Annotated in this window: 24 protein-coding genes and 2 tRNA genes; 22 read left to right on the forward strand and 4 right to left on the reverse strand. The window is 44.8% G+C overall.

Going from position 1 to position 25415, the window contains the following annotated elements:
• Positions 1–4: 4 nt before the first annotated feature.
• The 15 genes from folP to R7127_RS04095 all read left to right on the forward strand — a co-directional run bounded on the left by folP (position 5) and on the right by R7127_RS04095 (position 15320).
• Positions 5–835: a dihydropteroate synthase gene (gene folP / locus R7127_RS04025; RefSeq protein ID WP_017820419.1), complete on the forward strand. Its 831-nt coding sequence runs from the start codon at positions 5–7 to the stop codon at positions 833–835.
• Between the two features lie 19 nt (positions 836–854).
• On the forward strand, positions 855–2195 hold the full coding sequence (gene glmM, locus R7127_RS04030) for a phosphoglucosamine mutase (RefSeq protein ID WP_005388992.1): 1341 nt from the start codon (positions 855–857) through the stop codon (positions 2193–2195).
• Positions 2196–2415: 220 nt separating this feature from the next.
• Positions 2416–2754, forward strand: coding sequence for a preprotein translocase subunit SecG (gene secG, locus R7127_RS04035; protein ID WP_005380080.1), 339 nt, complete (start codon positions 2416–2418; stop codon positions 2752–2754).
• Positions 2755–2770: 16 nt separating this feature from the next.
• Positions 2771–2854: transfer RNA gene (locus tag R7127_RS04040), tRNA-Leu, on the forward strand.
• A 56-nt stretch (positions 2855–2910) separates the two neighbouring features.
• Positions 2911–2987, forward strand: a tRNA-Met gene (locus R7127_RS04045).
• Between the two features lie 225 nt (positions 2988–3212).
• Positions 3213–3668, forward strand: coding sequence for a ribosome maturation factor RimP (gene rimP / locus R7127_RS04050; RefSeq protein WP_005386424.1), 456 nt, complete (start codon positions 3213–3215; stop codon positions 3666–3668).
• A gap of 36 nt (positions 3669–3704) precedes the next feature.
• Complete coding sequence (gene nusA, locus R7127_RS04055; protein ID WP_005380084.1) at positions 3705–5192, forward strand: transcription termination factor NusA; 1488 nt, start codon at positions 3705–3707, stop codon at positions 5190–5192.
• Between the two features lie 22 nt (positions 5193–5214).
• Positions 5215–7926, forward strand: a complete 2712-nt coding sequence (gene infB / locus R7127_RS04060) for a translation initiation factor IF-2 (RefSeq protein WP_005380086.1) — start codon at positions 5215–5217, stop codon at positions 7924–7926.
• 114 nt (positions 7927–8040) lie between these two features.
• Positions 8041–8436, forward strand: a complete 396-nt coding sequence (rbfA, locus tag R7127_RS04065; protein WP_005380087.1) for a 30S ribosome-binding factor RbfA — start codon at positions 8041–8043, stop codon at positions 8434–8436.
• On the forward strand, positions 8436–9389 hold the full coding sequence (gene truB / locus R7127_RS04070; RefSeq protein WP_005380088.1) for a tRNA pseudouridine(55) synthase TruB: 954 nt from the start codon (positions 8436–8438) through the stop codon (positions 9387–9389). Before rbfA ends, truB begins: the two co-directional genes overlap by 1 nt.
• 141 nt (positions 9390–9530) lie before the next feature.
• On the forward strand, positions 9531–9800 hold the full coding sequence (gene rpsO, locus R7127_RS04075) for a 30S ribosomal protein S15 (RefSeq protein WP_005380094.1): 270 nt from the start codon (positions 9531–9533) through the stop codon (positions 9798–9800).
• A 292-nt stretch (positions 9801–10092) separates the two neighbouring features.
• Positions 10093–12228 carry a polyribonucleotide nucleotidyltransferase gene (pnp, locus tag R7127_RS04080; protein ID WP_005380098.1) on the forward strand — a complete coding sequence of 712 codons (2136 nt, stop codon included), beginning with the start codon at positions 10093–10095 and terminating at the stop codon, positions 12226–12228.
• A gap of 178 nt (positions 12229–12406) precedes the next feature.
• A complete protein-coding gene (gene nlpI / locus R7127_RS04085; RefSeq protein ID WP_172563504.1) occupies positions 12407–13327 on the forward strand; it encodes a lipoprotein NlpI in 921 nt (306 codons plus the stop codon).
• A gap of 99 nt (positions 13328–13426) precedes the next feature.
• A complete protein-coding gene (locus R7127_RS04090; RefSeq protein WP_005380103.1) occupies positions 13427–13849 on the forward strand; it encodes a MarR family winged helix-turn-helix transcriptional regulator in 423 nt (140 codons plus the stop codon).
• 124 nt (positions 13850–13973) lie between these two features.
• Positions 13974–15320 carry an MATE family efflux transporter gene (locus R7127_RS04095; RefSeq protein WP_005386425.1) on the forward strand — a complete coding sequence of 449 codons (1347 nt, stop codon included), beginning with the start codon at positions 13974–13976 and terminating at the stop codon, positions 15318–15320.
• A 51-nt stretch (positions 15321–15371) separates the two neighbouring features.
• Here R7127_RS04095 and R7127_RS04100 read toward each other — a convergent pair whose 3' ends face one another.
• The 3 genes from R7127_RS04100 to R7127_RS04110 form a co-directional block, all read right to left on the reverse strand.
• On the reverse strand, positions 15372–16250 hold the full coding sequence (locus tag R7127_RS04100; RefSeq protein WP_262584484.1) for a U32 family peptidase: 879 nt from the start codon (positions 16248–16250) through the stop codon (positions 15372–15374).
• A 20-nt stretch (positions 16251–16270) separates the two neighbouring features.
• Positions 16271–17284 (reverse strand): ubiquinone anaerobic biosynthesis protein UbiU, encoded by a 1014-nt coding sequence (locus R7127_RS04105; protein ID WP_005386427.1) that lies wholly within the window; start codon positions 17282–17284, stop codon positions 16271–16273.
• Positions 17285–17417: 133 nt separating this feature from the next.
• On the reverse strand, positions 17418–19457 hold the full coding sequence (locus R7127_RS04110) for a bifunctional diguanylate cyclase/phosphodiesterase (protein WP_005380112.1): 2040 nt from the start codon (positions 19455–19457) through the stop codon (positions 17418–17420).
• Between the two features lie 363 nt (positions 19458–19820).
• Between R7127_RS04110 and R7127_RS04115 the strand changes: the two genes are divergently transcribed.
• Positions 19821–20348: a ubiquinone anaerobic biosynthesis accessory factor UbiT gene (locus R7127_RS04115; RefSeq protein ID WP_005394645.1), complete on the forward strand. Its 528-nt coding sequence runs from the start codon at positions 19821–19823 to the stop codon at positions 20346–20348.
• Positions 20332–20835, forward strand: a complete 504-nt coding sequence (locus tag R7127_RS04120; RefSeq protein WP_005380119.1) for a GNAT family N-acetyltransferase — start codon at positions 20332–20334, stop codon at positions 20833–20835. Before R7127_RS04115 ends, R7127_RS04120 begins: the two co-directional genes overlap by 17 nt.
• 62 nt (positions 20836–20897) lie before the next feature.
• Here the strand turns inward: R7127_RS04120 and R7127_RS04125 are convergent, their stop codons facing one another.
• Positions 20898–21344 carry a hypothetical protein gene (locus R7127_RS04125; RefSeq protein WP_064376539.1) on the reverse strand — a complete coding sequence of 149 codons (447 nt, stop codon included), beginning with the start codon at positions 21342–21344 and terminating at the stop codon, positions 20898–20900.
• 159 nt (positions 21345–21503) lie between these two features.
• Between R7127_RS04125 and R7127_RS04130 the strand changes: the two genes are divergently transcribed.
• From R7127_RS04130 to R7127_RS04150, 5 genes are all read left to right on the forward strand, one after another.
• Positions 21504–21902 carry a DNA polymerase III subunit psi gene (locus R7127_RS04130; protein WP_064376540.1) on the forward strand — a complete coding sequence of 133 codons (399 nt, stop codon included), beginning with the start codon at positions 21504–21506 and terminating at the stop codon, positions 21900–21902.
• Positions 21903–21914: 12 nt separating this feature from the next.
• On the forward strand, positions 21915–22370 hold the full coding sequence (gene rimI, locus R7127_RS04135; protein WP_005380122.1) for a ribosomal protein S18-alanine N-acetyltransferase: 456 nt from the start codon (positions 21915–21917) through the stop codon (positions 22368–22370).
• A gap of 285 nt (positions 22371–22655) precedes the next feature.
• Positions 22656–24245 carry a peptide chain release factor 3 gene (prfC, locus tag R7127_RS04140; RefSeq protein ID WP_005380123.1) on the forward strand — a complete coding sequence of 530 codons (1590 nt, stop codon included), beginning with the start codon at positions 22656–22658 and terminating at the stop codon, positions 24243–24245.
• Between the two features lie 94 nt (positions 24246–24339).
• Positions 24340–24537, forward strand: a complete 198-nt coding sequence (locus R7127_RS04145) for a DUF5363 family protein (protein WP_005380125.1) — start codon at positions 24340–24342, stop codon at positions 24535–24537.
• On the forward strand, positions 24524–25297 hold the full coding sequence (locus R7127_RS04150) for a TatD family hydrolase (protein ID WP_172563505.1): 774 nt from the start codon (positions 24524–24526) through the stop codon (positions 25295–25297). Before R7127_RS04145 ends, R7127_RS04150 begins: the two co-directional genes overlap by 14 nt.
• Positions 25298–25415: the final 118 nt, after the last annotated feature.

Genomic DNA, 25415 nt, shown 5'->3' on the forward strand with positions numbered 1-25415 from the left:
TATGATGATGATTACAGCAAATAACAAATCTTTGGACCTTTCGCGTCCACATGTCATGGCCATTCTAAATGTGACACCGGATTCCTTTTCGGATGGCGGTAAATACAACTCAATTGAACTTGCTCTTGCTCAAGTTGATAAAATGATAAAGGCTGGTGTAAGTATTGTTGATGTTGGTGGTGAATCAACAAGACCTGGTGCACCGGATGTGTCTTTGGAAGAAGAGCTTAGGCGTGTTGTCCCAGTAATCAAAGCCATTCGTGAAAAATATGATGTATGGATTTCCGTTGACACCAGTAAAGCAGAAGTGATGCGTCAAGCAATTGATGCTGGGGCTGATTTGATCAATGACATCCGCTCGCTGCAAGAGCCAGGTGCTCTGGAAGTCGCAGCAGAAGCAAACCTTCCAATTTGTCTGATGCATATGAAAGGTCAGCCTAGGACCATGCAAGTTGACCCTCATTATGATGATTTAATGGGGGACGTGTCGGCTTTTCTAGAAGAACGTATCGCGGCGTGTGAAGCAGCAGGGATTGATAAATCTCAACTGATTCTCGATCCTGGGTTTGGCTTTGGCAAAACAATCGAACACAATTATCATATGCTTGCTCATCTTGAAAAGTTTCATGAATTCGGCCTGCCTATTTTGGCTGGCATGTCTCGTAAATCCATGATCTTCAAACTGTTAGACAAGCCAGCGGCTGAGTGTACGAACGCAAGTGTCGTTTGTGCTACGATTGCCGCGATGAAAGGCGCGCAGATCATTCGCGTGCATGACTTTGAAGAGACAATCGAAGCGATGAAAGTTGTTGAGATGACGAAAAACAATATTTAAAAATAATAAAGGAAAGTTTATGTCGAATGAAAGACGTTACTTTGGTACTGACGGTGTGCGCGGTAAAGTAGGACAATACCCAATCACTCCAGACTTCGTACTTAAGCTTGGCTGGGCTGCTGGTCGTGTACTAGCGAAACAAGGCACAAAGAAAGTTATCATAGGTAAAGATACACGTATTTCAGGTTATATGCTTGAATCTGCACTAGAGGCTGGCCTTGCAGCTGCGGGACTTAAAGCAACATTTACTGGTCCCATGCCAACTCCAGCTGTGGCATATTTAACTCAGACTTTCCGTGCCGAGGCTGGTATTGTGATTTCTGCATCACATAACCCATATTACGACAACGGCATTAAATTCTTTTCTTCTGAGGGTACTAAGCTACCTGACGATATCGAATTGGCGATCGAAGCTGAGTTAGATAAAGAAATTGAATGTGTGGAGTCTGCTGAGCTTGGTAAAGCAACCCGCCTAAATGATGCAGCTGGTCGTTACATCGAATTCTGTAAGAGTACTTTCCCATCTGAGTTGAGCCTTGCGAACTTTAAGATCGTAGTAGACTGTGCGCACGGTGCAACGTACCACATCGCTCCAAATGTTTTCAAAGAACTTGGGGCAGAAGTTATCGCTATGGGCGTAGAGCCTAACGGCATCAACATTAATGAAAAAGTGGGCGCAACAGACGTACGAGCACTTCAACAGCGTGTTGTTGAAGAGCAAGCGCACCTTGGTCTCGCATTTGATGGTGATGGTGACCGCATCATTATGGTCGATCACCTAGGTAACAAAGTTGATGGTGACCAAATTGCTTATATCATCGCTCGTGATGCTCTTCGTCGTGGTGAGCTAAAGGGTGGTGTTGTTGGTACACTAATGACTAACTTGGGTATGGAAAATGGTTTAAAGCAGCTAGGCATTCCGTTTGTACGTGCCGCTGTTGGTGACCGTTATGTCATGGAGCAACTGCTAGAAAAAGGTTGGAAAATTGGTGCTGAAAACTCAGGCCATGTGATCTTATTAGATAAAGTCACAACCGGCGATGCGATTGTTGCTGCACTTCAAGTACTTGCTTCTGTAATTGGCAGCGATATGTCTTTATATGAACTATCGCAAGGAATGACACTATATCCTCAGGTTTTAGAAAATGTCCGTTTCTCAGGAGAAAGTAACCCTCTTGAAGCTACAGCTGTATTAAACGCTGTCGCTGAAGTAGAGGCGACACTTGGTGATAAAGGGCGTGTACTGCTGCGTAAGTCTGGCACTGAGCCTTTGATCCGCGTTATGGTGGAAGGCGAAGATGGTGAACTAGTTCAACACTCAGCATTGAAAATCGCTGAGGCTGTTAAAGCAAGTTGTTAATCATTGCGTTAAAGCATGTCTTGAATGAAAAGGGCATCTTTTGCCCTTTTTTTGAGCGCTTAACGCATTGGCATTGATTTTTTACTAATTTTCCCTTGTCAGCGTTACTGGCTTTCGCTAGTATTGCTCCGCCTCCCGTTAGGAGGTCGCTAGCCTTGTTCATAATGATTTATTCTTTTGAACGGCGCTGGCTCAACAATTTGGAACATAGGTGGAAAAAATGTTTTCAGTTCTACTTGTGATTTACCTGTTGGCAGCGCTTGGTGTGATTGGCCTTGTGTTGATTCAACAAGGTAAAGGCGCAGATATGGGAGCCTCGTTCGGTGCTGGTGCTTCAAACACAGTGTTTGGTGCTGGCGGCTCAGGTAATTTCTTAACCCGAACAACTGCTATTTTAGCAACCGTATTCTTTATCGTTAGCTTGTTACTTGGTCGTATGTCTACGCACCAGACTGAATCACAATGGGTAGACCCAACGTTAGGTCAACCAGTTGTTGAACAAGTTAAGGATGCAGCGAGTGAAGTTCCTGCCCCAGCGGGTGATGAAATTCCTCAATAAGCTGTAAGGTTTTGATGCCGAGATGGTGAAATTGGTAGACACGCTAGCATGAGGTGCTAGTGCCTTAGGTGTGAGGGTTCGAGTCCCTCTCTCGGCACCATGTATTTACAAACTTGTAAATCACTTGTTTGCGAGTATAATGCTCAGCAAGTCGGACGCGGGGTGGAGCAGCTTGGTAGCTCGTCGGGCTCATAACCCGAAGGTCGTCGGTTCAAATCCGGCCCCCGCAACCAATCTCTTTCTTTAAAAGGAAATCGTAGATTGGCAAGTTTGCGTAGTGCTAACCACACTACGAGTTAAGAAAAGCAATTGTTGGCTATTCTTAACGTATCAGGGTCCAGCAGCATAAAACCCCGACTATCGGGGTTTTTTGTTATCTGAGCTTTTTGAAATAGCTCAGATACTGCTTGGTTTTTTGATTGGGCTCTGAGCCCTTTTTTTGTTTCTGGAGTGGTTAAATGACTGGTTTAGAAAGACAACTTACTGAAATGCTTGACGCGCCAGTAGCGGCATCAGGTTATGAGTTAGTTGGATTAGAATTCATTCGTGCAGGCGCGCACTCAACGTTACGTATCTACATTGACCATGAAAATGGTATTAACGTAGACGACTGTGCAGAAGTTAGCCACCAAGTTAGTGCAGTTTTAGACGTTGAAGATCCAATTTCTGTTGCTTACAGCCTAGAAGTGTCTTCTCCAGGTTTAGAAAGACCACTTTTTAAAGCAGCACATTACGAGCAATTTATTGGTCACGAGGTCAGCATCGTATTGAAAATGGCTGTAGCAAACCGTCGTAAGTGGAAAGGTATTATCCACGGTGTTGATGGCGAAACAGTGACAATTACTGTAGACGGTCAGCAAGAAGAGTTTGCTCTAAGTAACATTTCCAAAGCTAACCTGATCCCTAAATTTTAGTTCCCTAAAAAAGTTTAAGCTTAGAGGCTAAATACAATGAGTAAAGAAATTTTAGCGGTAGCAGAAGCGGTATCGAACGAAAAAGCGGTACCTCGTGAGCGTATCTTTGAGGCTCTTGAGATTGCTCTAGCAACTTCTACAAAGAAAAAATACGAAATCGAAATCGACGTACGTGTTGCCATTGACCGTAAAACCGGTGAGTTTGTAACTTACCGCCGTTGGTTAGTTGTTGATGACGTTGAGAACCCTACAAAAGAGATCTCACTAGAAGCAGCGCAATACGAAGATGACTCAATCGAGCTTGGCGACTACGTAGAAGACGAAATCGAATCAGTAACGTTTGACCGTATTACGACTCAAACTGCTAAGCAAGTTATCGTACAAAAAGTTCGTGAAGCTGAGCGCGCACAAATCGTTGAACAGTTCATCGACAATGAAGGTGATCTAATCACTGGTGTCGTGAAAAAAGTAAACCGTGACACAATCGTGCTTGATCTTGGTAATAACGCTGAAGCGGTAATCCTGCGTGATGACCAACTTCCTCGTGAAAACTTCCGTCCAGGCGACCGTGTACGTGGCCTTCTTTACAAAGTCGCGCCTGAAGCACGTGGTTTCCAATTGTTCATCACTCGTTCTAAGCCAGAAATGTTGGCAGAACTGTTCCGTGTTGAAGTGCCTGAAATCGCAGAAGATATTATCGAGTTGAAAGGCGCGGCACGTGATCCTGGTTCTCGCGCTAAGATCGCTGTCAAAACAAATGACAAACGTATCGACCCTGTAGGTGCGTGTGTTGGTATGCGTGGTGCACGTGTACAAGCTGTTTCTGGCGAACTTGGTGGGGAGCGTATCGATATTGTGCTTTGGGATGATAACCCAGCTCAATTCGTTATCAACGCAATGGCGCCAGCTGATGTTGCTTCTATCATCGTTGATGAGGATGCACACTCAATGGACATCGCAGTTGAAGCTGACAACCTAGCGCAAGCTATCGGTCGTAACGGTCAAAACGTGCGTCTAGCATCTCAACTAACAGGTTGGGAACTGAATGTTATGACAGTTGCTGATCTTCAGAAGAAACACGCTGAAGAATCACAAGCATCTATTGAAAACTTCATGAAGTACCTAGATATTGAAGAAGACTTCGCTCAACTTCTTGTTGAAGAAGGTTTCTCAACGCTAGAAGAAATCGCATACGTGCCAGTTAACGAGCTACTAGAAATCGATGGTTTGAATGAAGAACTAATCGAAGAGCTTCGTGGACGTGCAAAAGATGCACTAACGACGATCGCACTAGCACAAGAAGAGTCTTTTGAAGGTCTAGAACCAGCTGAGGACCTACTTGCACTTGAAGGTCTTGAGCGTGAGATGGCATTTAAATTGGCAGCGAAAGGTGTAGCGACACTGGAAGATCTTGCTGACCAAGGTATTGACGATTTAGAAGGTATCGAAGGCCTGACCGAAGAACGTGCAGGTGAGCTAATTATGGCCGCACGTAACATCTGTTGGTTCGGCGAAGAAGCATAATTTTCGGCAAGGAGGAAGCGGCATGACACAATTAACAGTTAAAGCACTGAGTGATGAGATTGGTACGCCAGTCGACCGCTTGATTGAACAACTTGCTGACGCTGGCATTAAAAAGGCGAGCTCTGACAATGTTACTGATGAAGAGAAGCAGAAGCTTCTCTCTCATTTAAAGAAAGAACACGGTGATAAATCAGGTGATTCAGAGCCGACTCGCCTTACGCTTCAGCGTAAAACTCGTAGTACACTTAGTGTGAACGCGGGTGGTGGTAAGAGTAAGAATGTTCAGGTTGAGGTGCGCAAAAAACGTACATACGTGAAGCGCAGCACAATTGAAGATGAAGCGAAACGTGAAGCTGAAGAAGCAGCACAACGTGAAGCAGAAGAAGCAGCAAAACGTGCAGCAGAAGAAGCTGCAAAACGTGAAGCTGAAGAAGCTGCGAAACGTGAAGCTGAAGAAGCTGCAAAACGTGAAGCGGAAGAAAAAGCGAAACGTGAAGCTGAAGAAAAAGCGAAGCGAGACGTAGATACGAATGCACAACGTAATGCTGAAGAAAAAGCAAAGCGTGATGCTGAAGAGAAAATTAAGCAAGAAGCAGCGCGAAAAGAGGCCGACGAGCTTAAACGTCGTCAGGAAGAAGAAGCTAAGCGTAAGGCTGAAGAGGAAAGTCAGCGCAAGCTTGAAGAAGCTCGCGAATTGGCTGAAAAGAATAAAGAGCGTTGGTCTGCTGCAGAAGAGAAAAAGGGTGATATGGAAGATACAGATTACCATGTAACGACTTCACAATACGCACGTGAAGCCGAAGATGAAGCAGATCGCAAAGTAGAAGGCGGTCGTCGTAAGAAGAAAAAAGCAGCTTCGGGTAAAGACGACCAAGCTCGCGGTGGCCGTAACAACCAACGTGGCGGTAGAGGTCGTAAGGGCAAACTTGCTAAGCCGACTTCAATGCAGCACGGGTTTGATAAGTCAGCAACGGTTGCTAAGCAAGACGTTGTAATTGGCGAAACGATCGTTCTATCAGAACTTGCTAACAAGATGTCGGTTAAAGCGACAGAAGTTATCAAAGTAATGATGAAGATGGGCGCTATGGCGACTATCAACCAAGTGATCGACCAAGAAACAGCACAACTTGTTGCTGAAGAAATGGGCCATAAAGTAGTTCTTCGTAAAGAGAACGAACTGGAAGAAGCGGTACTATCTGACCGTGACACTAACGCGGAAGCAGTTCCACGTGCTCCAGTTGTTACTATCATGGGTCACGTTGACCACGGTAAAACGTCAACACTTGACTACATCCGTCGCACACACGTTGCTTCTGGCGAAGCGGGTGGTATTACTCAGCACATTGGTGCGTACCACGTTGAAACAGACAACGGCATGATCACGTTCCTTGATACTCCTGGACACGCAGCGTTTACTGCAATGCGTGCTCGTGGTGCTCAAGCGACAGATATCGTTGTTCTTGTAGTTGCAGCAGACGATGGCGTAATGCCACAAACAGTAGAAGCGATTCAGCACGCGAAAGCGGCAGGCGTTCCTCTAATTGTTGCTGTGAACAAGATCGATAAAGAAGACGCGAACCCAGATAACGTTAAGAACGAGCTTGCTCAATACGACGTTATTCCTGAAGAGTGGGGCGGTGAGAACATGTTCGTTCACATCTCTGCTAAACAGGGTACAAACATCGATGGTCTTCTAGAAGCAATCCTTCTTCAGTCTGAAGTTCTTGAACTTACAGCTGTAGCTGAGGGCATGGCATCTGGTGTTGTTGTTGAATCTCGCCTAGATAAAGGTCGTGGTCCAGTTGCAACAGTACTTGTTCAATCAGGTACACTAAACAAAGGCGACATCGTTCTTTGTGGTCAAGAATACGGCCGTGTTCGTGCAATGCGTGATGAGCTAGGTAAAGAAATTACTTCGGCTGGCCCATCTATCCCTGTAGAGATCCTAGGTCTTTCAGGTGTACCATCTTCAGGTGATGAAGCAACAGTAGTTCGTGACGAGCGTAAAGCGCGTGAAGTAGCTAACTACCGTGCTGGTAAGTTCCGTGAAGTGAAACTTGCTCGTCAGCAGAAATCTAAACTAGAGAACATGTTCTCTAACATGACTGCTGGTGAAGTTGCTGAACTTAACGTTGTACTTAAAGCAGACGTTCAAGGTTCTGTAGAAGCAATCGCTGACTCACTAGTTAAGCTATCTACTGACGAAGTTAAAGTGAACATCGTTGGTTCTGGTGTAGGTGGTATTACGGAAACTGACGTAGTACTAGCGGAAGCTTCAAACGCAATCATCCTTGGCTTTAACGTTCGTGCAGATGCTTCTGCTCGCCGTGCTGTTGAAGCCGCAGCTGTTGACTTACGTTACTACTCAATCATTTACCAATTGATTGATGAAGTGAAACAAGCAATGGGCGGTATGCTTGCTCCAGAATTCAAGCAAGAGATCATTGGTCTTGCTGAAGTTCGTGACGTGTTTAAGTCACCGAAACTGGGCGCTATCGCTGGTTGTATGGTTACAGAAGGTGTGATCAAGCGTAACAACCCAATCCGTGTACTACGTGATAACGTTGTTATTTACGAAGGTGAACTAGAGTCACTACGTCGTTTCAAAGATGACGTTCAAGAAGTTAAGAATGGCTACGAATGTGGTATCGGCGTTAAGAACTACAATGATGTTCGCGTTGGTGACCAAATTGAAGTCTTCGAAATCGTTGAAATTAAACGTACTCTAGACTAATTGACTAAAATTACTAATATTGTCTTTGAAAGATAAGTAGTAATTGGTTGTTGAATACACCATGGGGGGCTGGCTTTGACCAACCCCCCATTCTTTCTATATAAGAGTAAAGATATGTCAAAAGAATTTAGCCGCACGCAGCGCGTTGCACAGCAGCTGCAAAAAGAACTAGCGATGATCCTTCAACGTGAAGTTCGTGACTCTCGCCTTGGCATGGTGACGATCTCAGACGTAGAAGTCTCTCGTGACCTAGCTTACGCAAAAGTATTTGTGACCTTCCTATGTGTGGGTGAGCAAACACCTGAATCATGTCTAGCAGCGCTACGTGAGCACGAAGTGCACATTCGCATGATGTTAGGTAAGCGTATTCGTCTACGTTTAACGCCAGAAATCCGCTTCCACTATGACAATACGCTTGTTGAAGGTATGCGTATGTCTAACCTAGTGTCTGAAGTCGTTAGTTCAGACAAACAAAAGCAAAAAGATTCTGGTCGTGAGGACGAAGAATAATGGCTCGTCGTCGTAAAGGTCGTCCAATTAATGGCGTTATACTGTTGGACAAACCAACAGGTATCTCTTCCAATGATGCACTGCAAAAAGTAAAGCGAATCTACTTTGCAGAGAAAGCAGGCCACACTGGAGCCTTGGACCCATTAGCGACAGGCATGCTGCCAATTTGCTTGGGTGAAGCGACAAAATTTTCTCAGTTTCTTCTTGATTCTGATAAACGCTACCGCGTGATCGCAAAGCTGGGTGAACGTACCAATACGTCTGACTCGGATGGTGAAGTTGTAGAGACGCGTCCAGTCGATGTTACGTTAGACAAGCTAGAAGCGTGCATCGATCAGTTCCGTGGTGAATCTGATCAAGTGCCTTCCATGTTCTCTGCGTTGAAGTATCAAGGTAAACCCTTGTATGAATACGCTCGTAAAGGCATCGAAGTTCCGCGTGAATCTCGTAAGATCACGGTATATGAGATTGTTCTTCACCGTTTTGAAGGCGATGAAGTAGAGATGGAAGTGCACTGCTCTAAAGGTACCTATATTCGTACTATCGTTGATGATCTGGGCGAAATGTTAGGTTGTGGTGCGCACGTAACTATGCTTCGTCGTACTGGTGTTGCTAAATACCCTTACGAGAATATGGTAACACTTGAGCAACTAAATGAGTTGCTAGAGCAAGCTCACCGCGAGGAACGAGCGCCTCGAGAACTACTGGACCCACTGCTTTTGCCAATGGATACAGCGGTAGAAGACTTACCAGAAGTCAACTTGGTGCCTGAACTGGCGAATATGGTCCAACATGGGCAGCCCGTTCAAGTATTTGGTGCTCCGACTGAGGGCTCACTTCGCCTTACTATGGGTGAAGAACGCTTGTTTATTGGCGTTGGCGAAATGAACGAAGATGGCAAAATCGCTCCTAAGCGATTGGTCGTGTTCCGAGATGACGTTGCATCCAAGTAAATGATTGAAAATACCGACCTGAGTGTCGGTATTTTTATATTGCACGAGATAGGAAATTTCCCTATAATCCGCGCTTCGCGTAGCGGCTGAATCAGAGATTGGCTGCTACAACTTTAAACCTACTCTTATTAGGAGAGAATTATGTCTCTGAATGCAGAAACTAAAGCAGCAATCGTTGCAGAATACGCACAAGGCGAAGGCGACACTGGTTCACCAGAAGTTCAAGTAGCTCTACTTACAGCTTCTATCAACCACCTACAAGGTCACTTCAAAGCGCACAAAGGCGATCACCACAGCCGTCGTGGTCTTCTACGCATGGTTTCTCGTCGTCGTAAGCTTCTAGATTACCTAAAAGGTAAAAACCTAGCTCGCTACCAAGACCTAATCAAACGTCTAGGCCTACGTCGCTAATCAGCGACTGCATAGCAGTTTGTCTAAAAAGGGGCTTTATGCCCCTTTTTTGTTGCCTAAATTTAGCCAAATTAGACTTATGCCGTTATAATACTGGCGGCTAAACCTTGTAAGAGGTTTTCTCAAAAGCTCATAGCATTACAGTCAACCACGTCGACCAAAAGGTCGCGACTATTCAAAAGGAATTTCCGAGTTTCTTTTTACTAGTCGCGATTCGTAATGCCTTGAGTGTCAATTAACACATCTAAGATTTCTTTAAGCACTAAAGGAAGATTAGAAACAAGGAATAACAATGTTCGAAAAACCAGTTGTTAAAACGTTCCAGTACGGTAACCACACAGTTACTTTAGAAACTGGCGTTATTGCACGTCAAGCTACAGCAGCAGTTATGGTCACAATGGATGATACGTCTGTATTCGTATCTGTTGTAGGTAAAAAAGAAGCCGTTGCAGGTCAAGACTTCTTCCCACTAACGGTTAACTACCAAGAGCGTACTTACGCTGCGGGTAAAATCCCAGGCGGCTTCTTCAAACGTGAAGGTCGTCCTTCTGAAGGCGAAACGCTAACAGCTCGTCTAATCGACCGTCCAATCCGTCCGCTATTCCCAGACGCGTTTAAAAACGAAGTTCAGGTTATCGCGACAGTAATGTCTGTAAACCCAGATGTTCAGCCAGATATCGTTACAATGATCGGTACTTCTGCTGCTCTTGCTATCTCTGGCATTCCATTCAACGGCCCTATCGGTGCGGCGCGTGTTGGTCATATCGATGGTCAGCTTGTACTTAACCCTAGCCAAACTGAACTAGAAACTTCTAAGCTTGACCTTGTTGTTGCAGGTACAGAGTCAGCAGTACTGATGGTTGAGTCAGAAGCGGACAACCTAACTGAAGAAGAAATGCTAGCGGCGGTTGTTTATGGTCATGACCAACAACAAGTTGCTATTCAAGCTATCAACGAATTCAAAGCAGAAGTTGCAACTCCTGCTTGGGATTGGGTTGCTCCTGAAGAGAACACAGCGCTTAAAAATAAGATTGCTGATCTAGCAGAAGCTAAACTTGTTGAAGCTTACCAAATTACTGAGAAAATGGCTCGTTACGACCGCATCCATGAGATCGCTGCGGAAGTAAATGAAGTTCTTCTTGCTGAAGATCCTGAAGCAGATACAAAAGAAATCCACACTATCTTCCATGATCTAGAGAAGACAGTAGTACGTAGCCGTATTATTGCAGGTAACCCTCGTATCGATGGCCGTGAAAAAGACATGGTTCGTGCACTAGATGTACGTACTGGTGTTCTTCCTCGTACTCACGGTAGCGCGCTATTCACTCGTGGTGAAACTCAGGCGATCGTTACTGCAACGCTAGGTACTCAGCGTGATGCTCAAATCATCGATGAGCTAACTGGTGAGCGTAAAGATCACTTCCTACTGCACTACAACTTCCCTCCATACTGTGTAGGTGAAACTGGTTTTGTAGGTTCTCCTAAGCGTCGTGAAATCGGCCACGGTAAACTGGCGAAGCGCGGTATTGCTGCAGTAATGCCTTCTGTTGATGAGTTCCCATACACAGTACGTGTTGTATCGGAAATCACTGAATCTAACGGTTCATCTTCAATGGCTTCAGTATGTGGTACTTCTCTTGCGCTTATGGACGCAGGTGTACCAATCAAAGCATCTGTTGCTGGTATCGCAATGGGTCTTGTTAAAGAAGGTGATGATTTCGTTGTACTTTCTGACATCCTTGGCGATGAAGACCACCTAGGTGACATGGACTTTAAAGTAGCAGGTACTAACACTGGTATCACTGCACTTCAAATGGACATCAAGATCGAAGGCATCACTAAAGAAATCATGCAAATTGCGCTTAACCAAGCTCAAGGCGCACGTAAGCACATCCTATCTGTAATGGATGAAGCTATCTCTGGTGCTCGTGAAGACATCTCTGAATTTGCTCCGCGTATTCACACGATGAAGATCAGCGCTGAGAAGATCAAAGACGTTATCGGTAAAGGTGGTGCAGTTATCCGTGCTCTAACTGAAGAGACTGGTACAACTATCGAAATCGAAGACGACGGTACTATCAAGATTGCGGCAACTGAAGGCACTGCTGCGAAAGAAGCTATCCGCCGTATCGAAGAGATCACTGCTGAAGTGGAAGTGGGCCGTATCTACACAGGTAAAGTTGCACGTCTAGCTGACTTCGGTGCATTCGTAACGGTTCTTCCAGGCAAAGATGGTCTTGTACACATTTCTCAAATCGCAGAAAAACGCGTAGAGAAAGTGTCTGACTACCTAGCTGAAGGTCAAGAAGTTCAAGTTAAAGTTCTTGAAATCGACCGCCAAGGCCGTGTACGTCTAAGCATGAAAGAAGCGGTAGAAAAGCCAGCTGAAGAAGCTGCTGCTGAAGCACCGGCTGCTAAAGACGAGTAAGACAAAATGAGACTTTCAGCCTTTTATTAGATTAAGGGCCTGAAAGCATGTTATAAAAGGGGAGCATTTTCGCTCCCCTTTTTTGGTTTGTTTCGATGTATTAACCTCAAACGAGGTTATCGCCTATATTGCATTAAGAGAAACAAATCTTGAGCGGTCCAAACAGGAGTATCAATTAGTGAAATGGTTTCAAACCGCAATTTTATGTGTTGCTATCGCGCTGACCGGTTGTGCAAATACTTCTCAACAATCAGCACAAAAGTGGTTATATCCACCGATGGCGGTGCCACTTCAGCCTAGTGTTCAACAAGAAGTACAAATCGCGCGTCTATCGCAGTTGCTACAACGTCCCGACCTTAGTGATGAAGTGCGCGCTAAAATGCATTATGAGCGCGGTAGCTACTACGACAGCGTTGGTTTGCGTGATCTTGCCCGTTTGGACTTTAACCAGTCTTTGCAGTTGAATCCTGCTCAGCCGGACATCTTCAATCTTTTGGGAGTATACTTTACCCAAGTAGGAGAGTTTGATGCGGCATATGAAGCGTTTGACTCGACCATAGAGTTGGCTCCTGATAATACCTATGCTGAGCGCAACCGTGCGATTGCACTGTATTATGGTGGCCGAATCGATCTCGCTTTAGAAGATATGACCAAGCATTATCAAGAAATGCCAACGGATCCTTTTCGTTCATTATGGCTGTACATCATCGAAGCTGAGCAAAATCCAGAGCAAGCAAAAGCCAATCTTCGACAGCGTTATTTACGAGATCGTAGTGAAGAGTGGGGATGGGTTCTTGTTGCCATCATGCTACGAGACGTCTCGGACGAAGACGCGCTTAAAGCAATTATGGATGGAACGAGAGAGAATTATCGTCTAGCTGAACGATTGACGGAAACGTATTTCTACCTTGGAAAGCGTAATCAGCTTGAAGGTGATATCGCAAGTGCCATCTCACTTTATAAGCTCGCGATTTCGTTCAACGTTTACGATTATGTTGAGCATCGCTATTCTTTCTTGGAGCTGGCGCAAATTTACGATCAATTACAGCAAGATAGATTGGCCAAGTTAAAGGCTGCCAAGAAGCTGGAAATTGAATGATTTAGAGCCGCTCGATGAGAGCGGCTTTTTTTATGATTGAACTTGATGAGTGACTCATTTAAAATAGTTAGTCTTGCTAACTAAGTGGTGGTGGCTTTTATGGCATTAGAAGAAAGCTTGATTGATTTAGAGCGTTTTTGCGCCAAAGCTTGGCGTGTCTATGCCAAAGAAGATCCATTATCACATCTAAGCTTTAATGAGTTCGATTATTTACGTGTGATTCAGGTTTACCCTGAGGGTGTGCGAATAACCGATCTTGCAGAAGAGCTGCAAGTGACTAAGCCTTCCGCATCGACAATGGTTGTGCGTTTGGAAAAAAAGGGTTTGGTGAAACGCATCGCATGTAATGAGGATGCTCGTGCTAAGCGTGTGTTGCTTACGGAAGAAGTCGCAGAAAAAATGTCTTTGGAGCAGGTAGTGTACAAAGATATCTCTGACCAAATGATGCAACAATTAAATCAGCAAGAAGCTGAGCAGTTACAAGCTTTACTGAATAAAGCATTGAGTAATAAGTCATTTTAAACTAAACCAAAGGCCTCCGCTGTACGCATTAGCCTTTGGTGTTTCATTTTTCTTTTATTTAATTTAACCATTTAGTTAGTCTTGCTAATTAAATGGTTAGCTTTGCTAACTACTGGTGACAGTCATGCAAAACTCAATTTATAGACAGTTTTGGAAATATACGATTCCAACCGTCGCAGCAATGCTCGTGAACGGTTTGTATCAAATAGTTGATGGCATTTTTATTGGCCGTTATGTTGGCGCTGACGGATTAGCTGGGATCAATGTTGCGTGGCCTATTATCGGCTCGATCCTAGGTATAGGAATGATGATTGGGGTGGGGACTGGCGCGCTGACTTCGATCAAGCAAGGAGAGAACGATCATGAAGGCGCTAAGCGAATCCTAACGACCGGATTGACGTTGTTAGCGGCATTGATGCCGGTCGTTGCTACAATATTGTTCTTGTTTTCGGATGAATTTATTCGCTGGCAAGGTGCGGAAGGGCGAGTGTTTGAACTTGCGCTGCAATATTTGCATATTCTGATTGTCGCGTGCGTATTCACGTTGGGTTCTATCGCGGTTCCGTTTCTGTTACGCAATGACGACAGCCCGAACTTAGCAACGATTTTGATGGTCATCGGTGCCGTTATTAACATTGCATTAGACTACGTATTTATTGCTTGGTTGGAGTGGGAGTTAACCGGAGCCGCTATTGCCACTGCACTTGCACAATTAGTGGTCACTGTGCTCGGTATTGGTTACTTCTTTACTTCAAAAGCAACATTACGCCTTCGTATCAGCGACTTCAAAGTTCAGGTTGATGCTGCACCAAAGATTATCATGATAGGTACATCAAGTTTCTTTATGTACGCCTACGGCTCTGTGATGGTGGCACTGCACAACGCGTTATTTGCTCAATACGGAAGTGCAATGTTGATCGGAGCGTACGCGATTTTGGGGTACATCGTGACGGTTTACTATCTGATAGCCGAAGGAATTGCGAATGGTATGCAGCCTTTAGTGAGCTTCAACCACGGTGCACGTAATCAGGATAACATTAGAAAGTTATTAAAGGTCGCGATGGGGACATCTGTGCTTGGCGGGGTGGCGTTCGTTGTTTTGATGAACCTTTTCCCGTACGAACTGGTTGCGGTGTTTAATAATGCAGACCAACAGTTGATTGATAGCACGGTGATCGGGATTCGTTTACACATGTTTGCGTTGTTCTTAGATGGTTTTTTAGTTGTGGCGGCCGCGTACTATCAATCAGTAAACAAAGGCAGCAAAGCCATGTTTGTAACACTAGGCAACATGCTGGTCCAGTTGCCATTCTTATTCATTATGCCGAAGCTTTTCGGCGTGACAGGCATTTGGTTAGCTTTCCCATTGTCTAACATTGCATTGAGTTTGGTCGTGATCAGTATGTTGTGGCGAGATGTGAAAAAGCTGCTTAATGAGAGTTCTGTCGAACCAAGGGTGCAAGCCTGCTAACAAAAGCTAACAGATAAAAGCGAGGGTAGACCTCGCTTTTTTCTTTAAGGATTAAATGTTTTTTACTTCTAAGCCCGCTAGTTGATGCCAATAGCCATTGCATTGGCGGCTTTCGAGCTTTTCAGGATTATCGCCGTATTCGTTTGAGCGAAAACGCTCTAACTCTGAAAAAGTATCGATACCAAGAGGGTTTAATCGGATCACATCAACCAGTCCTTTCATACTTGGTAAGTCATTGATGAGGTTGTAGCAATACCCTGATTGTGTCTGAATGCCGTTAAGGTTAAAGACTTCTTGTCCTTCTTGGCTGCTGACCTGGATACCCGTAGGGTATTTGATACAGCAGGTTTCGCAATCGTCTTTCGCTCGGTTTTCAGCTCGGGCTGTGAAACAGCGAGCGGAATACGCTAAAGGCAAATAACCGTGGCTAAATACCTCAACTTCAAACTTGTTACGAATACCAAGCTCGTCACACTGAACCAAAGTATCGTTTAACCATTCGCGAGAGAGCTCGACAGGCATGCACCAACGCATCATACCTTGCTTCAAAAATAAGTTGAGCGTGTGTGCGTTATAAGTATTGATTGCAGGGCCAACGACGAAAGGCACTTTATGCTCTGATGCCAATTGAACAGCAGATACGTCATTTGCTTCAATCGCGAAGTCACCGTTGTCGATGTACTTCTTCATTATGTTTACTTCACTCGGAGCTTCTAGTAGTGCCATCGTTGATAGCACCACTTGCTTGCCAGATGCAGACAGCTCTTTTGCGATTTCAAGCCAATGCGAAGGCTTCATTTCTCGACGTTTTGAACATACGGTTTCCCCAAGATAGATGATGTCCGCGGATCTTGATTTCGCTTGTTCATAAAACGCTTCGATGTCTTGTTTTGGCCAGAAGTACAACAGCGGGCCAAGCGCGTATTTCATTGAATTATCCATCTTAACCTCTACTGCCATTTGCGGTGATAAGCACCAAGTGTGGTCTGCGTACCTTCAGACACGTTTGCCAATGCGGCATCCCAAGCCGCTTCGACTTGATAAGCTTCTGGGTTTGCTTGGTAACGGTCAATCGCGGCTCGCCATGTTCGAGTGACTTGTTCTACGTAAGCTGGGCTACGTTGGCGACCTTCAATTTTTACAGACGCCACATTTGCAGCAAATAGTTCTGGCAGCATAGAGAGGGTGTTCAAACTGGTTGGTTCTTCCAGTGCGTGGTAGCGTTTTTTCTCGCCTTCGATTTCTGCTTCGAAACGACCTTTACACAAGGTAGGGTAGCCCGCATTTTCACCGGCGCTGTAGCGATCGATCAAAATGTCGTTAAGGCGGGATTCCAGACCATTTTCTGTTTCTTGCCAGCGAACGTACTTAGCTGGAGAGCATGCTCCCACAGTGTTTGGAGACTCGCCTGTCATATATGACGATAGGTAGCAGCGACCTTCAGACATGATGCAAAGGCTACCAAAAGCAAAGACTTCTAACTCGACATCGCTAGTGATGTTGCGTGAAAGCTGTTTGACCTGATGAATCGATAAAACGCGAGGTAATACTACCCGTTTTACGTTGAAGTTTTGTTTGTAAAAATCAATGGCTGCGACGTTGGTCGCTGATGCTTGCACTGAAAGGTGTAGTTCCAGATCGGGATATTTGCGAGCCGCGTACTCCAGCACTGCAATGTCTGCAACAATCAGCGCGTCTACACCCAGTGCCGCTGCATTGTCTACTGCGTTCGTCCAGCGCTCGAAGCCATTGGGATGAGCGAAGGTATTCAACGCGACATGAATTTTTTTATTGCGGTCATGAACGTATTGCACCGCTTTTTCTAATTTCTTGCCGTTAAAGTTGAGGCCAGCAAAGTGACGGGCGTTGGTATCATCTTTGAAACCAATGTAGACGGCATCGGCACCGCAATCAATCGCAGTTTTTAACGCAGGCAGGTTACCCGCGGGACACAAGAGTTCCATATGCTCACAATCATTGAGAATAAAAAGGTGTCCGCATTTTATGAAGAATTATGAATAGCGAAATTGACCTAAGTTAGGTTTAGCTCAATAAAGTCGATATTTACCCCTTGCGAGTAAGGGTATCGGGTCGGGGTTAGTTCTTGTGACGACGATTCTGTACAAACAGCTCTTCAATTTCATGTTTTGGCTGCGGGCGATAAAAATGGAATCCTTGAATCGCATTACATTGAAGGTTAGAGAGCAAAGTAGCTTGCTGGTGGGTTTCCACCCCCTCGGCAACGACAGTTAAGTCGAGCGACTTACCCAGATTAATGATGTTTTCAATCACAGTGACTTGTTTCGGTAGTGTGTCGATATCATTAATAAAAGCGCGGTCGATTTTTAGCTCGTCAATAGGGAAACGCGCTAAGTAGGAAAGAGAAGAGTAGCCGGTACCAAAGTCATCGATAGAGAGAGCGAAGCCAAGCTTTTTAATCGCATTCAACATCTGCAGTGTATGTTCGCTATCACTCATCACGGCACTTTCGGTTAGCTCGAAGGTAATGCAGCTTGGATCAAGCTCGGTAGTGCGAAGCAGCTTTTCCATAAAGTCGATCAGCTGTGGGTTGCCAAATTGCTCGGGAGAGAGGTTGATGGCGACACGGCCTGGCAGTATGCCTTGTTGCTTCCAACGTTTTACCGTATTGAAAACATCACGCATCACGACACGTCCAAGGTGTTCGATTAACCCAGCGCGCTCGGCGACAGGAATGAATGAGCCAGGACTAATGTACCCTTCGACTGGATGCTTCCAACGAACGAGCGCTTCTGCGCCGTTGATACTGAAGTCTCGCGCGTTAACCTTAGGTTGATACCACACTTCCAAACCGTTCTGCTGCAATGCTTTTTGCAGTTCGATTTCAAGCCACAAACGCATACGCGCTTCTTTGTTCATTTGATCGTTAAATTTGATCAGACGATTTCTACCACGATCTTTGGCTTCATACATCGCAGTATCGGCATTTTGTAGTAGGATTCGTGCATCTTGTCCGTCTTCAGGGTATCGAACGCTACCAATTGAACAGGCAAGGCGTTTGCTGAAGTGGTGCAAGTCGAAAGGTTGGTTGATCAACGAGATAATGCGATCGGACAAAATTTCAGCCATGCGGGTATTTTCTGGCTCCGGCAGAATGACGCCAAACTCATCGCCACCCAAATGACCAATAATCGCTTGGTTTGGTAGTAACCGTTTAAGACGGGCCGATACCTCTTGAATCACTTTATCGCCAATATGGTGACCAAGTGAGTCATTAATGTTTTTGAAGTTATCGATATCCAAATAGAACACCAGAAGCGGTGTTTGCTTTTTGATCAGCTGTTCCAAACGTTTGGTGAAGCCAAAGCGGTTGTAGAGTTTGGTGAGCGAGTCAATGTGTATGTCTTCATTCGATGCAGAAGACAGGTTTTTGGGCGCATCATCAGCATCTTGGATTAGGATAATTTGAGATTCGCTACCTAATATCGCCGTGGAATCCGCGTGTAGCTGAACTTTCCGTTCAAAGCCGCATCTTGCACTGGTTAAGCAGACAAAAGGTTTGTCAGAAATTAATGTACTCAATCGATGACTAAATACCTTTTTACTGTTTTCATCGATGAATAAACGACTTAGCTCTTCGCCCAACAATTCATGAGGAGAGTTAAGTCCGAGAAGGCGCGCTGATGCGGGGTTCGCAGAGATGACAATATCATCTTCGATAAGCAGTAAGCCGTCTGGTAGCAGTTGTGTTAACTTCGCAAACTTACTTTCGGACTCTTCTAAGGAGCGAACGAGTATCTGCTTTTCTGAAGTATCGACAGCGTGAAAAACAACAAAGCGAATGTCGTTACCTTCAAAAACTGGCGAAAGACTAAAGTGAAGACTGGTTTCAAGGTCGGTTTCATCGAGCGTGATTTCGGCTTCGACATGTGCCCCTTTGAACGCGCGCTGATAGTATGGTGCAAGCTTCTTATAAAACTGTTCACCCAGCACTTGGCAATCGTTTAAGCCGACGATTTCCTCATGACTTAAACCTGCGATATCGCAGTAACGGTCACTTACCATTCGATAATTGTGTTTTTTATCAAGAATGGCAAAGAAGAAAGGGCTATTTGAGGTTAGCGTGGCAAACCAATGTTTTAATTGCTGGGAAGGCATTAGGGTATTACCGATCTCCAATGAGCCAGATTATTCGTCCGTGTATAAAAAGCGACACCCTGATAAGCCTGCGGCGGTCTACCACCAAGCTAAAGTGTTACCTGCCATTAAAGGGCTCGCGGTTTTAGCTGTGCAGTCGACAATCACATGGATACGCTCAGATAACTATAACTTTGAAAATACGGTTGTAAAAGTGTTTATCCACCTGTTCGCATCAATAATACACGTAAGTTCAAAAAAAGAAGCGTTAGTGAGCAATAAACCACCAATCTAAAATAAGCACTTTATTGATACATAACAGTAATCTCATCGCCACGATTGCTTAATATAAGCAACCTAATGACAAAGTAACGGATAATGAACGTGTTAAACAAGATTCGCAGTCAACTAGTAAAGAACGCAGCTAATATTTTGCGTTCTCCAGTCCAGTTATTACCACAGCCAATTCAGCAAAAAGCGTTGCTGGAAGGGCTAAAAATGGTGTTTAAAGAAGCCTTGGAAGATGGTGACTTTGAGTTCCTTGAAGACAAGTGGTTAAAAGTTGCGATTAAAGACTTGAACTTAGCATGGTACATCAGCTATCAAGACGAAAAATTGGTGGTAGCTGAAAAACCAGTTCAGGAAGATGTGAGTTTTAGTGGTAATCTAAACGACCTAGTACTGATTGCTGGTCGTAAAGAAGACCCTGACACACTGTTCTTCCAACGTCGCCTTTCAATTGAAGGTGATACTGAGCTTGGCTTAGAAGTGAAAAACTTAATGGACAGTGTCGACTTAGAGCAGTTACCGAAAGCAATGCAAGTCGCTTTGAATCAATTGGCTGATTTTGTTCAGAAAGGAGTTCAAGCGCCTGCACAACCAACCGGAGTAGCGAATGCTTATTCGAACTGAAGCCCCAGCGGACATTCTTACCATTGACCGCTTATTGAAACACGCCTTCCCGACGGAAGCTGAAGCTGAGCTTGTGATGCGTTTGCGCGAAAACAGCAAATTCACGCTTTCCTTAGTCGCGTGTACAGATGAGGGAGAGGTGATAGGCCATGCTTTATTTAGCCCTGTGACCTTAAATGGTGAAGATTTGTCATGGCAAGGGCTAGCGCCATTAGCTGTTCATGAAGATTACCGTCGCCAAGGCATCGCTGCAGAGTTGATCAAAGAAGGTTTTGATTCACTGCGTGATTTTGGCTACCCAGTGTGTGTGGTGTTGGGCGATCCTGATTATTACGCGCGCCAGGGTTTTCAATCATGCGACGAGATGGGCTTTGAATGTGCTTGGGATGTCCCTAAAGGTGCATTTCGAGTCGCAGAGTTGGTCGAAGGTCAATGTGCTGGACGCTCCGGACGCATAGACTATGCGCCAGAGTTCTCTGAACTGTAAATGAAAGAAGCCCACGACTAAGTGGGCTTCTTTCTTATTCACTGAAAACTGAGATAGGGAGGTTAGGATGACTGGTTACTTTTCTTTTTGCCCCAGACCTCTATTTTCGCTTTTTTACTTACCCCTAGCAGGCTAAGTTTTGTGCTTCCCCAGCTACTGTAAGTCATTTCAATCCGTTTTAGCTTGGCTTCTTTTGTACCTGGAAGGCTCCAGGCACGAGTCGACAATCCGCTTGTTAGTACGCCCATAGAGGAAAGCTTTTTCTCACTACCATCTGTCATGACGACTTTTAAACCATTAATGTCTACCGTTCCTTGCACACATTTTAGTTTTATTTTACTGAAGCTTCGGTTTCGGAATAGGCTATTTGGTGTCACGGTATCTGTTTCTGTATGAAAGTTAACGGTTTTCGTTGCAATCAGCTCCCACTCATCGCTGTTATTAGCAAAAACACTCACGCTGGTGGCGGCTACCAGTGTGCAAAGTAGTAGCGTATTTAAGAATTTCATAATGTACCTCATATGTCATACCCAATGTGTGGCCGTTGGCAAAACGCTATGTTCAGGAATATCCAAACCATCTCATTGTGTTCAGGTGTTCCTTGAAGTCCTTTAGGTATAATCGCGATAATTTGATAGGATTGCCCTCGTTCAAATAGGTGACGGAAAATGTCAATTAACGAGAAACAGTATTTACGTGAAATGGGGATCAGCACATGGGAGCTGGTACACCCTGAAAGACTGGAAGGCTATCAATCGCCATTATTGGATTTGCAAAGTTCATGTAAACTCCTATTGGTATCGCCAATATGTCCAGAAAACGAGACGGCATTGATGTTTGAGCGCGTATTAAAAAGCATTAAGCTCACGCTTGATGATGCGCTACACCTAGAGCCTGAGCGCTTATCCATGCTGGGTGAACATCAGCTAGAGTGGGTGTGGTTTGCAGGCTGTGAGGCTGATCAAAGCATCAAGGCAAAGCACCTGGTCTCGCCACTATTACAAGATATTGATGGTAATAACGAACAGCGCCGCGCATTGTGGCAACAAATCTGTTCGTACTCTTAACGGAGCTAATGCGTGACAATTGAAATTACGCCGATGCGTGCAGAGCACCTCGACCAAGTTTGGCAAATCGAGCAGCAAGCACATTCTCACCCTTGGGCCGAATCTTTGGTTCGTGACTTATCCAGTCGCGGTGCTTGCCATCATGTGATGCTGGAAGGCTCTCAAGTGGTTGGTTACTTCTATGGACAGAATATTGTTGGAGAAGTGACACTATTAAATATTGCAGTAGCGCCTTCTCAACAGGGCAGAGGGCTAGGGCAAAAATTGCTGGACGCGTTTATTGAATACTGTGAACAAGCCAAAGCAGAGAGTGCTTGGTTAGAAGTGCGTGAAAGTAATCACCCAGCTATCCATATTTATGAGCAAGCAGGTTTTAATGAAGTGGACCGTCGTTACAACTATTACCCAGCTAAATCGGGAAATGGTAAGGAAGACGCCATTATCATGAGTTACTTATTTTTGAGTTAGTTTTAGGCCGTTACTAATTACCTCATCAACACTTATGCTTTAAATGCGTATCCGGATTCGAGGCTTTTGAATATGTAATAATAATTTTTTGAATTTTTACATCTCTTTGTGTGGAGCTGGCTTTCCCTTGTTAGTTGCAGGTAAAGGCTGGTGAGCCGAGTAAATTCAGTTCATGTCTTTCCAGTTTGCTAGCACAGCGATAATAAGCGAGAATACCGCACAATATCGAATAGTAGATATGCTTGCCTATTTTGTGAGCATGAAAGTAATTTAGAAGATTAACTAATGTCAAATCCCCTTTTTTTAGGCGAAGTGTCTAAGCGCAGAACGTTCGCTATTATTTCTCACCCGGATGCGGGTAAAACCACCATTACTGAAAAAGTACTGTTATTCGGAAACGCGATCCAAAAAGCAGGTACGGTTAAAGGTCGTGGTAACGCACAGCACGCAAAATCAGACTGGATGGAAATGGAAAAGGAACGTGGTATCTCGGTTACTACTTCTGTAATGCAGTTCCCTTACAACGATTGTCTGGTAAACCTACTTGATACGCCTGGACACGAAGACTTCTCGGAAGATACTTACCGTACTCTAACGGCAGTTGACTCATGTCTGATGGTTATCGATGCGGCGAAAGGTGTCGAGGATCGTACACGTAAGCTGATGGAAGTAACGCGTCTGCGTGACACGCCAATCGTAACCTTCATGAACAAACTTGACCGTGACGTTCGTGATCCAATGGAAGTATTGGACGAGGTAGAAAACGAGTTGGGCATGATGTGTGCGCCAATTACATGGCCAATCGGCTGTGGTAAAGAATTTAAAGGTGTGTACCACATTCACCGTGATGAAACGATTTTATACGAATCAGGTCACGGTCATGAGATTCAAGAAGTTCGAATCATCAAAGGTCTCGATAACCCAGAGCTTGATGAAAAAGTTGGTGCAGGCCTTGCGGAAAGTGTTCGAGAAGAGCTTGAGCTTGTTATGGGTGCTTGCCCTGAGTTTGATTTGGAAATGTTCTTAACAGGTGACCTGACGCCAGTTTACTTCGGTACTGCATTAGGTAACTTTGGTGTGGATCATATGCTAGACGGTCTAACTGAATGGGCTCCAGCGCCGAAAACTCGTCAAGCGGTTGAACGTGAAGTTGAAGCGACTGAAGAGAAGTTCTCTGGTTTCGTATTTAAGATCCAAGCGAATATGGACCCAAAACACCGCGACCGTATCGCATTCATGCGTATTGTATCGGGCACTTACACGCAAGGTATGAAGATGAACCACGTTCGTCTTGGCAAGCAAGTGAGTATCTCTGATGCAGTAACCTTTATGGCTGGTGACCGTGCACGTGCAGAACACGCTTACGCCGGTGACATCATTGGTCTACACAACCACGGCACTATTCAGATTGGTGATACCTTTACGCAAGGTGAATCACTGAAGTTCTCTGGTATTCCGAACTTCGCTCCGGAACTATTCCGTCGTATTCGCCTGAAAGATCCATTAAAGCAGAAGCAGCTTCTCAAAGGTTTGGTTCAGCTATCAGAAGAAGGTGCGGTACAGGTATTCCGTCCTCTACAGAACAACGATCTGATCGTTGGTGCCGTTGGTGTACTTCAGTTTGATGTTGTTGTGGCTCGTTTGAAATCTGAGTATAACGTTGAAGCGATTTATGAAGGCATTAACGTTGCAACTGCTCGTTGGGTTGAGTGTGGTGATGCGAAGAAACTGGATGAGTTCCAACGCAAGAATCAAGCGAACTTAGCATTGGATGGTGGTGATAACCTAACGTATATCGCTCCAACAATGGTTAACTTAAACTTGGCGAAAGAGCGTTTCCCTGACGTTGATTTCCGTGCGACGCGTGAGCACTAATTTGCGCGGTTAGGGTAAGCCTTAACGCAAACTAGATTTTAAAACGCCCTTGGCTATAAACTTAGCCAAGGGCGTTTTTATATAAGGATAAGATATGAATTGGTTTAAACGTGGGCTAAAGCGTTACGACAACTGGTGTAAAGAGATGGGGTTAACTCCCGATCAGAAACGCAGTTGTGTCCCATATCGAAAAGACCCAGCCCATCAAACTGAAGAGAAGAGTGAAGCCCAACCATCCTCTGATTTTCTGCCCGCAGATACAGATAAAAAGCGTCAAGATGAAGCTCTTTGATACGCACTGCCACTTTGATTTTGATGTGTTTCAAGATGACTTTGCGCATCAACTTGAGCTTGCTCAAACGCAAGGCGTCGCAAGAATTTTGATTCCTTCCGTCGGTCCGCAAAACTGGGCTCGTATTCAAACTTTGGCAGAGCAACATGCCAATTTGTATTATGCGCTCGGCTTTCATCCGTATTTTCTTGAAGATAACGTTGAGCAGCACCTTACAGAGCTAGAAGGCTATCTAAATCAAAAAGTACCACAGTGCGTAGCAATAGGAGAGTGTGGTTTAGATTTTGCCATTGATGTTTATCCACAGTTGCAAGAAAAGATACTTGAAGTTCAATTTGAGCTGGCTAGACGCTTCGAACTCCCAGTTATTTTACATAGCCGAAAAGCGCACAATCGCCTCATTCAAATGGTGAAAGCGGCGAATCTCCCTAGAGGTGGTGTGCTACACGCTTTTTCTGGGAGTTATCAGCAAGCCATGGAGTGGGTCAAATTAGGTTTTTTTATCGGTGTAGGAGGAACGATTACCTACCCAAGAGCCAAGAAAACACGCGACGCAATTCAAAAATTACCACTCGAAAACCTAGTAATCGAAACAGACGCACCAGATATGCCTATACTTGGATATCAAGGGGAGTCAAATCACCCAGCCAAACTCATTCACGTCTTTAATGAGCTCGTAGAGTTGCATAACGGCCGAAAGCAATCGATTGCCTCTCAACTGTGGAAAAATAGCAATTTTGCTTTCTCGATATGTGAATAAAATCTAAAGATGTGGTTTGAAATCGAAAACGTTTTCCTGCTTATTGTGAATTAACTCACAAAGCTGGTTGAATCAATCATGAATCTTATAGGAAAGTGTGAGGCTGGCATTACTTTAA

Source organism: Vibrio sp. 1159, assembly GCF_033340395.1.
GTDB lineage: Bacteria > Pseudomonadota > Gammaproteobacteria > Enterobacterales > Vibrionaceae > Vibrio > Vibrio alginolyticus.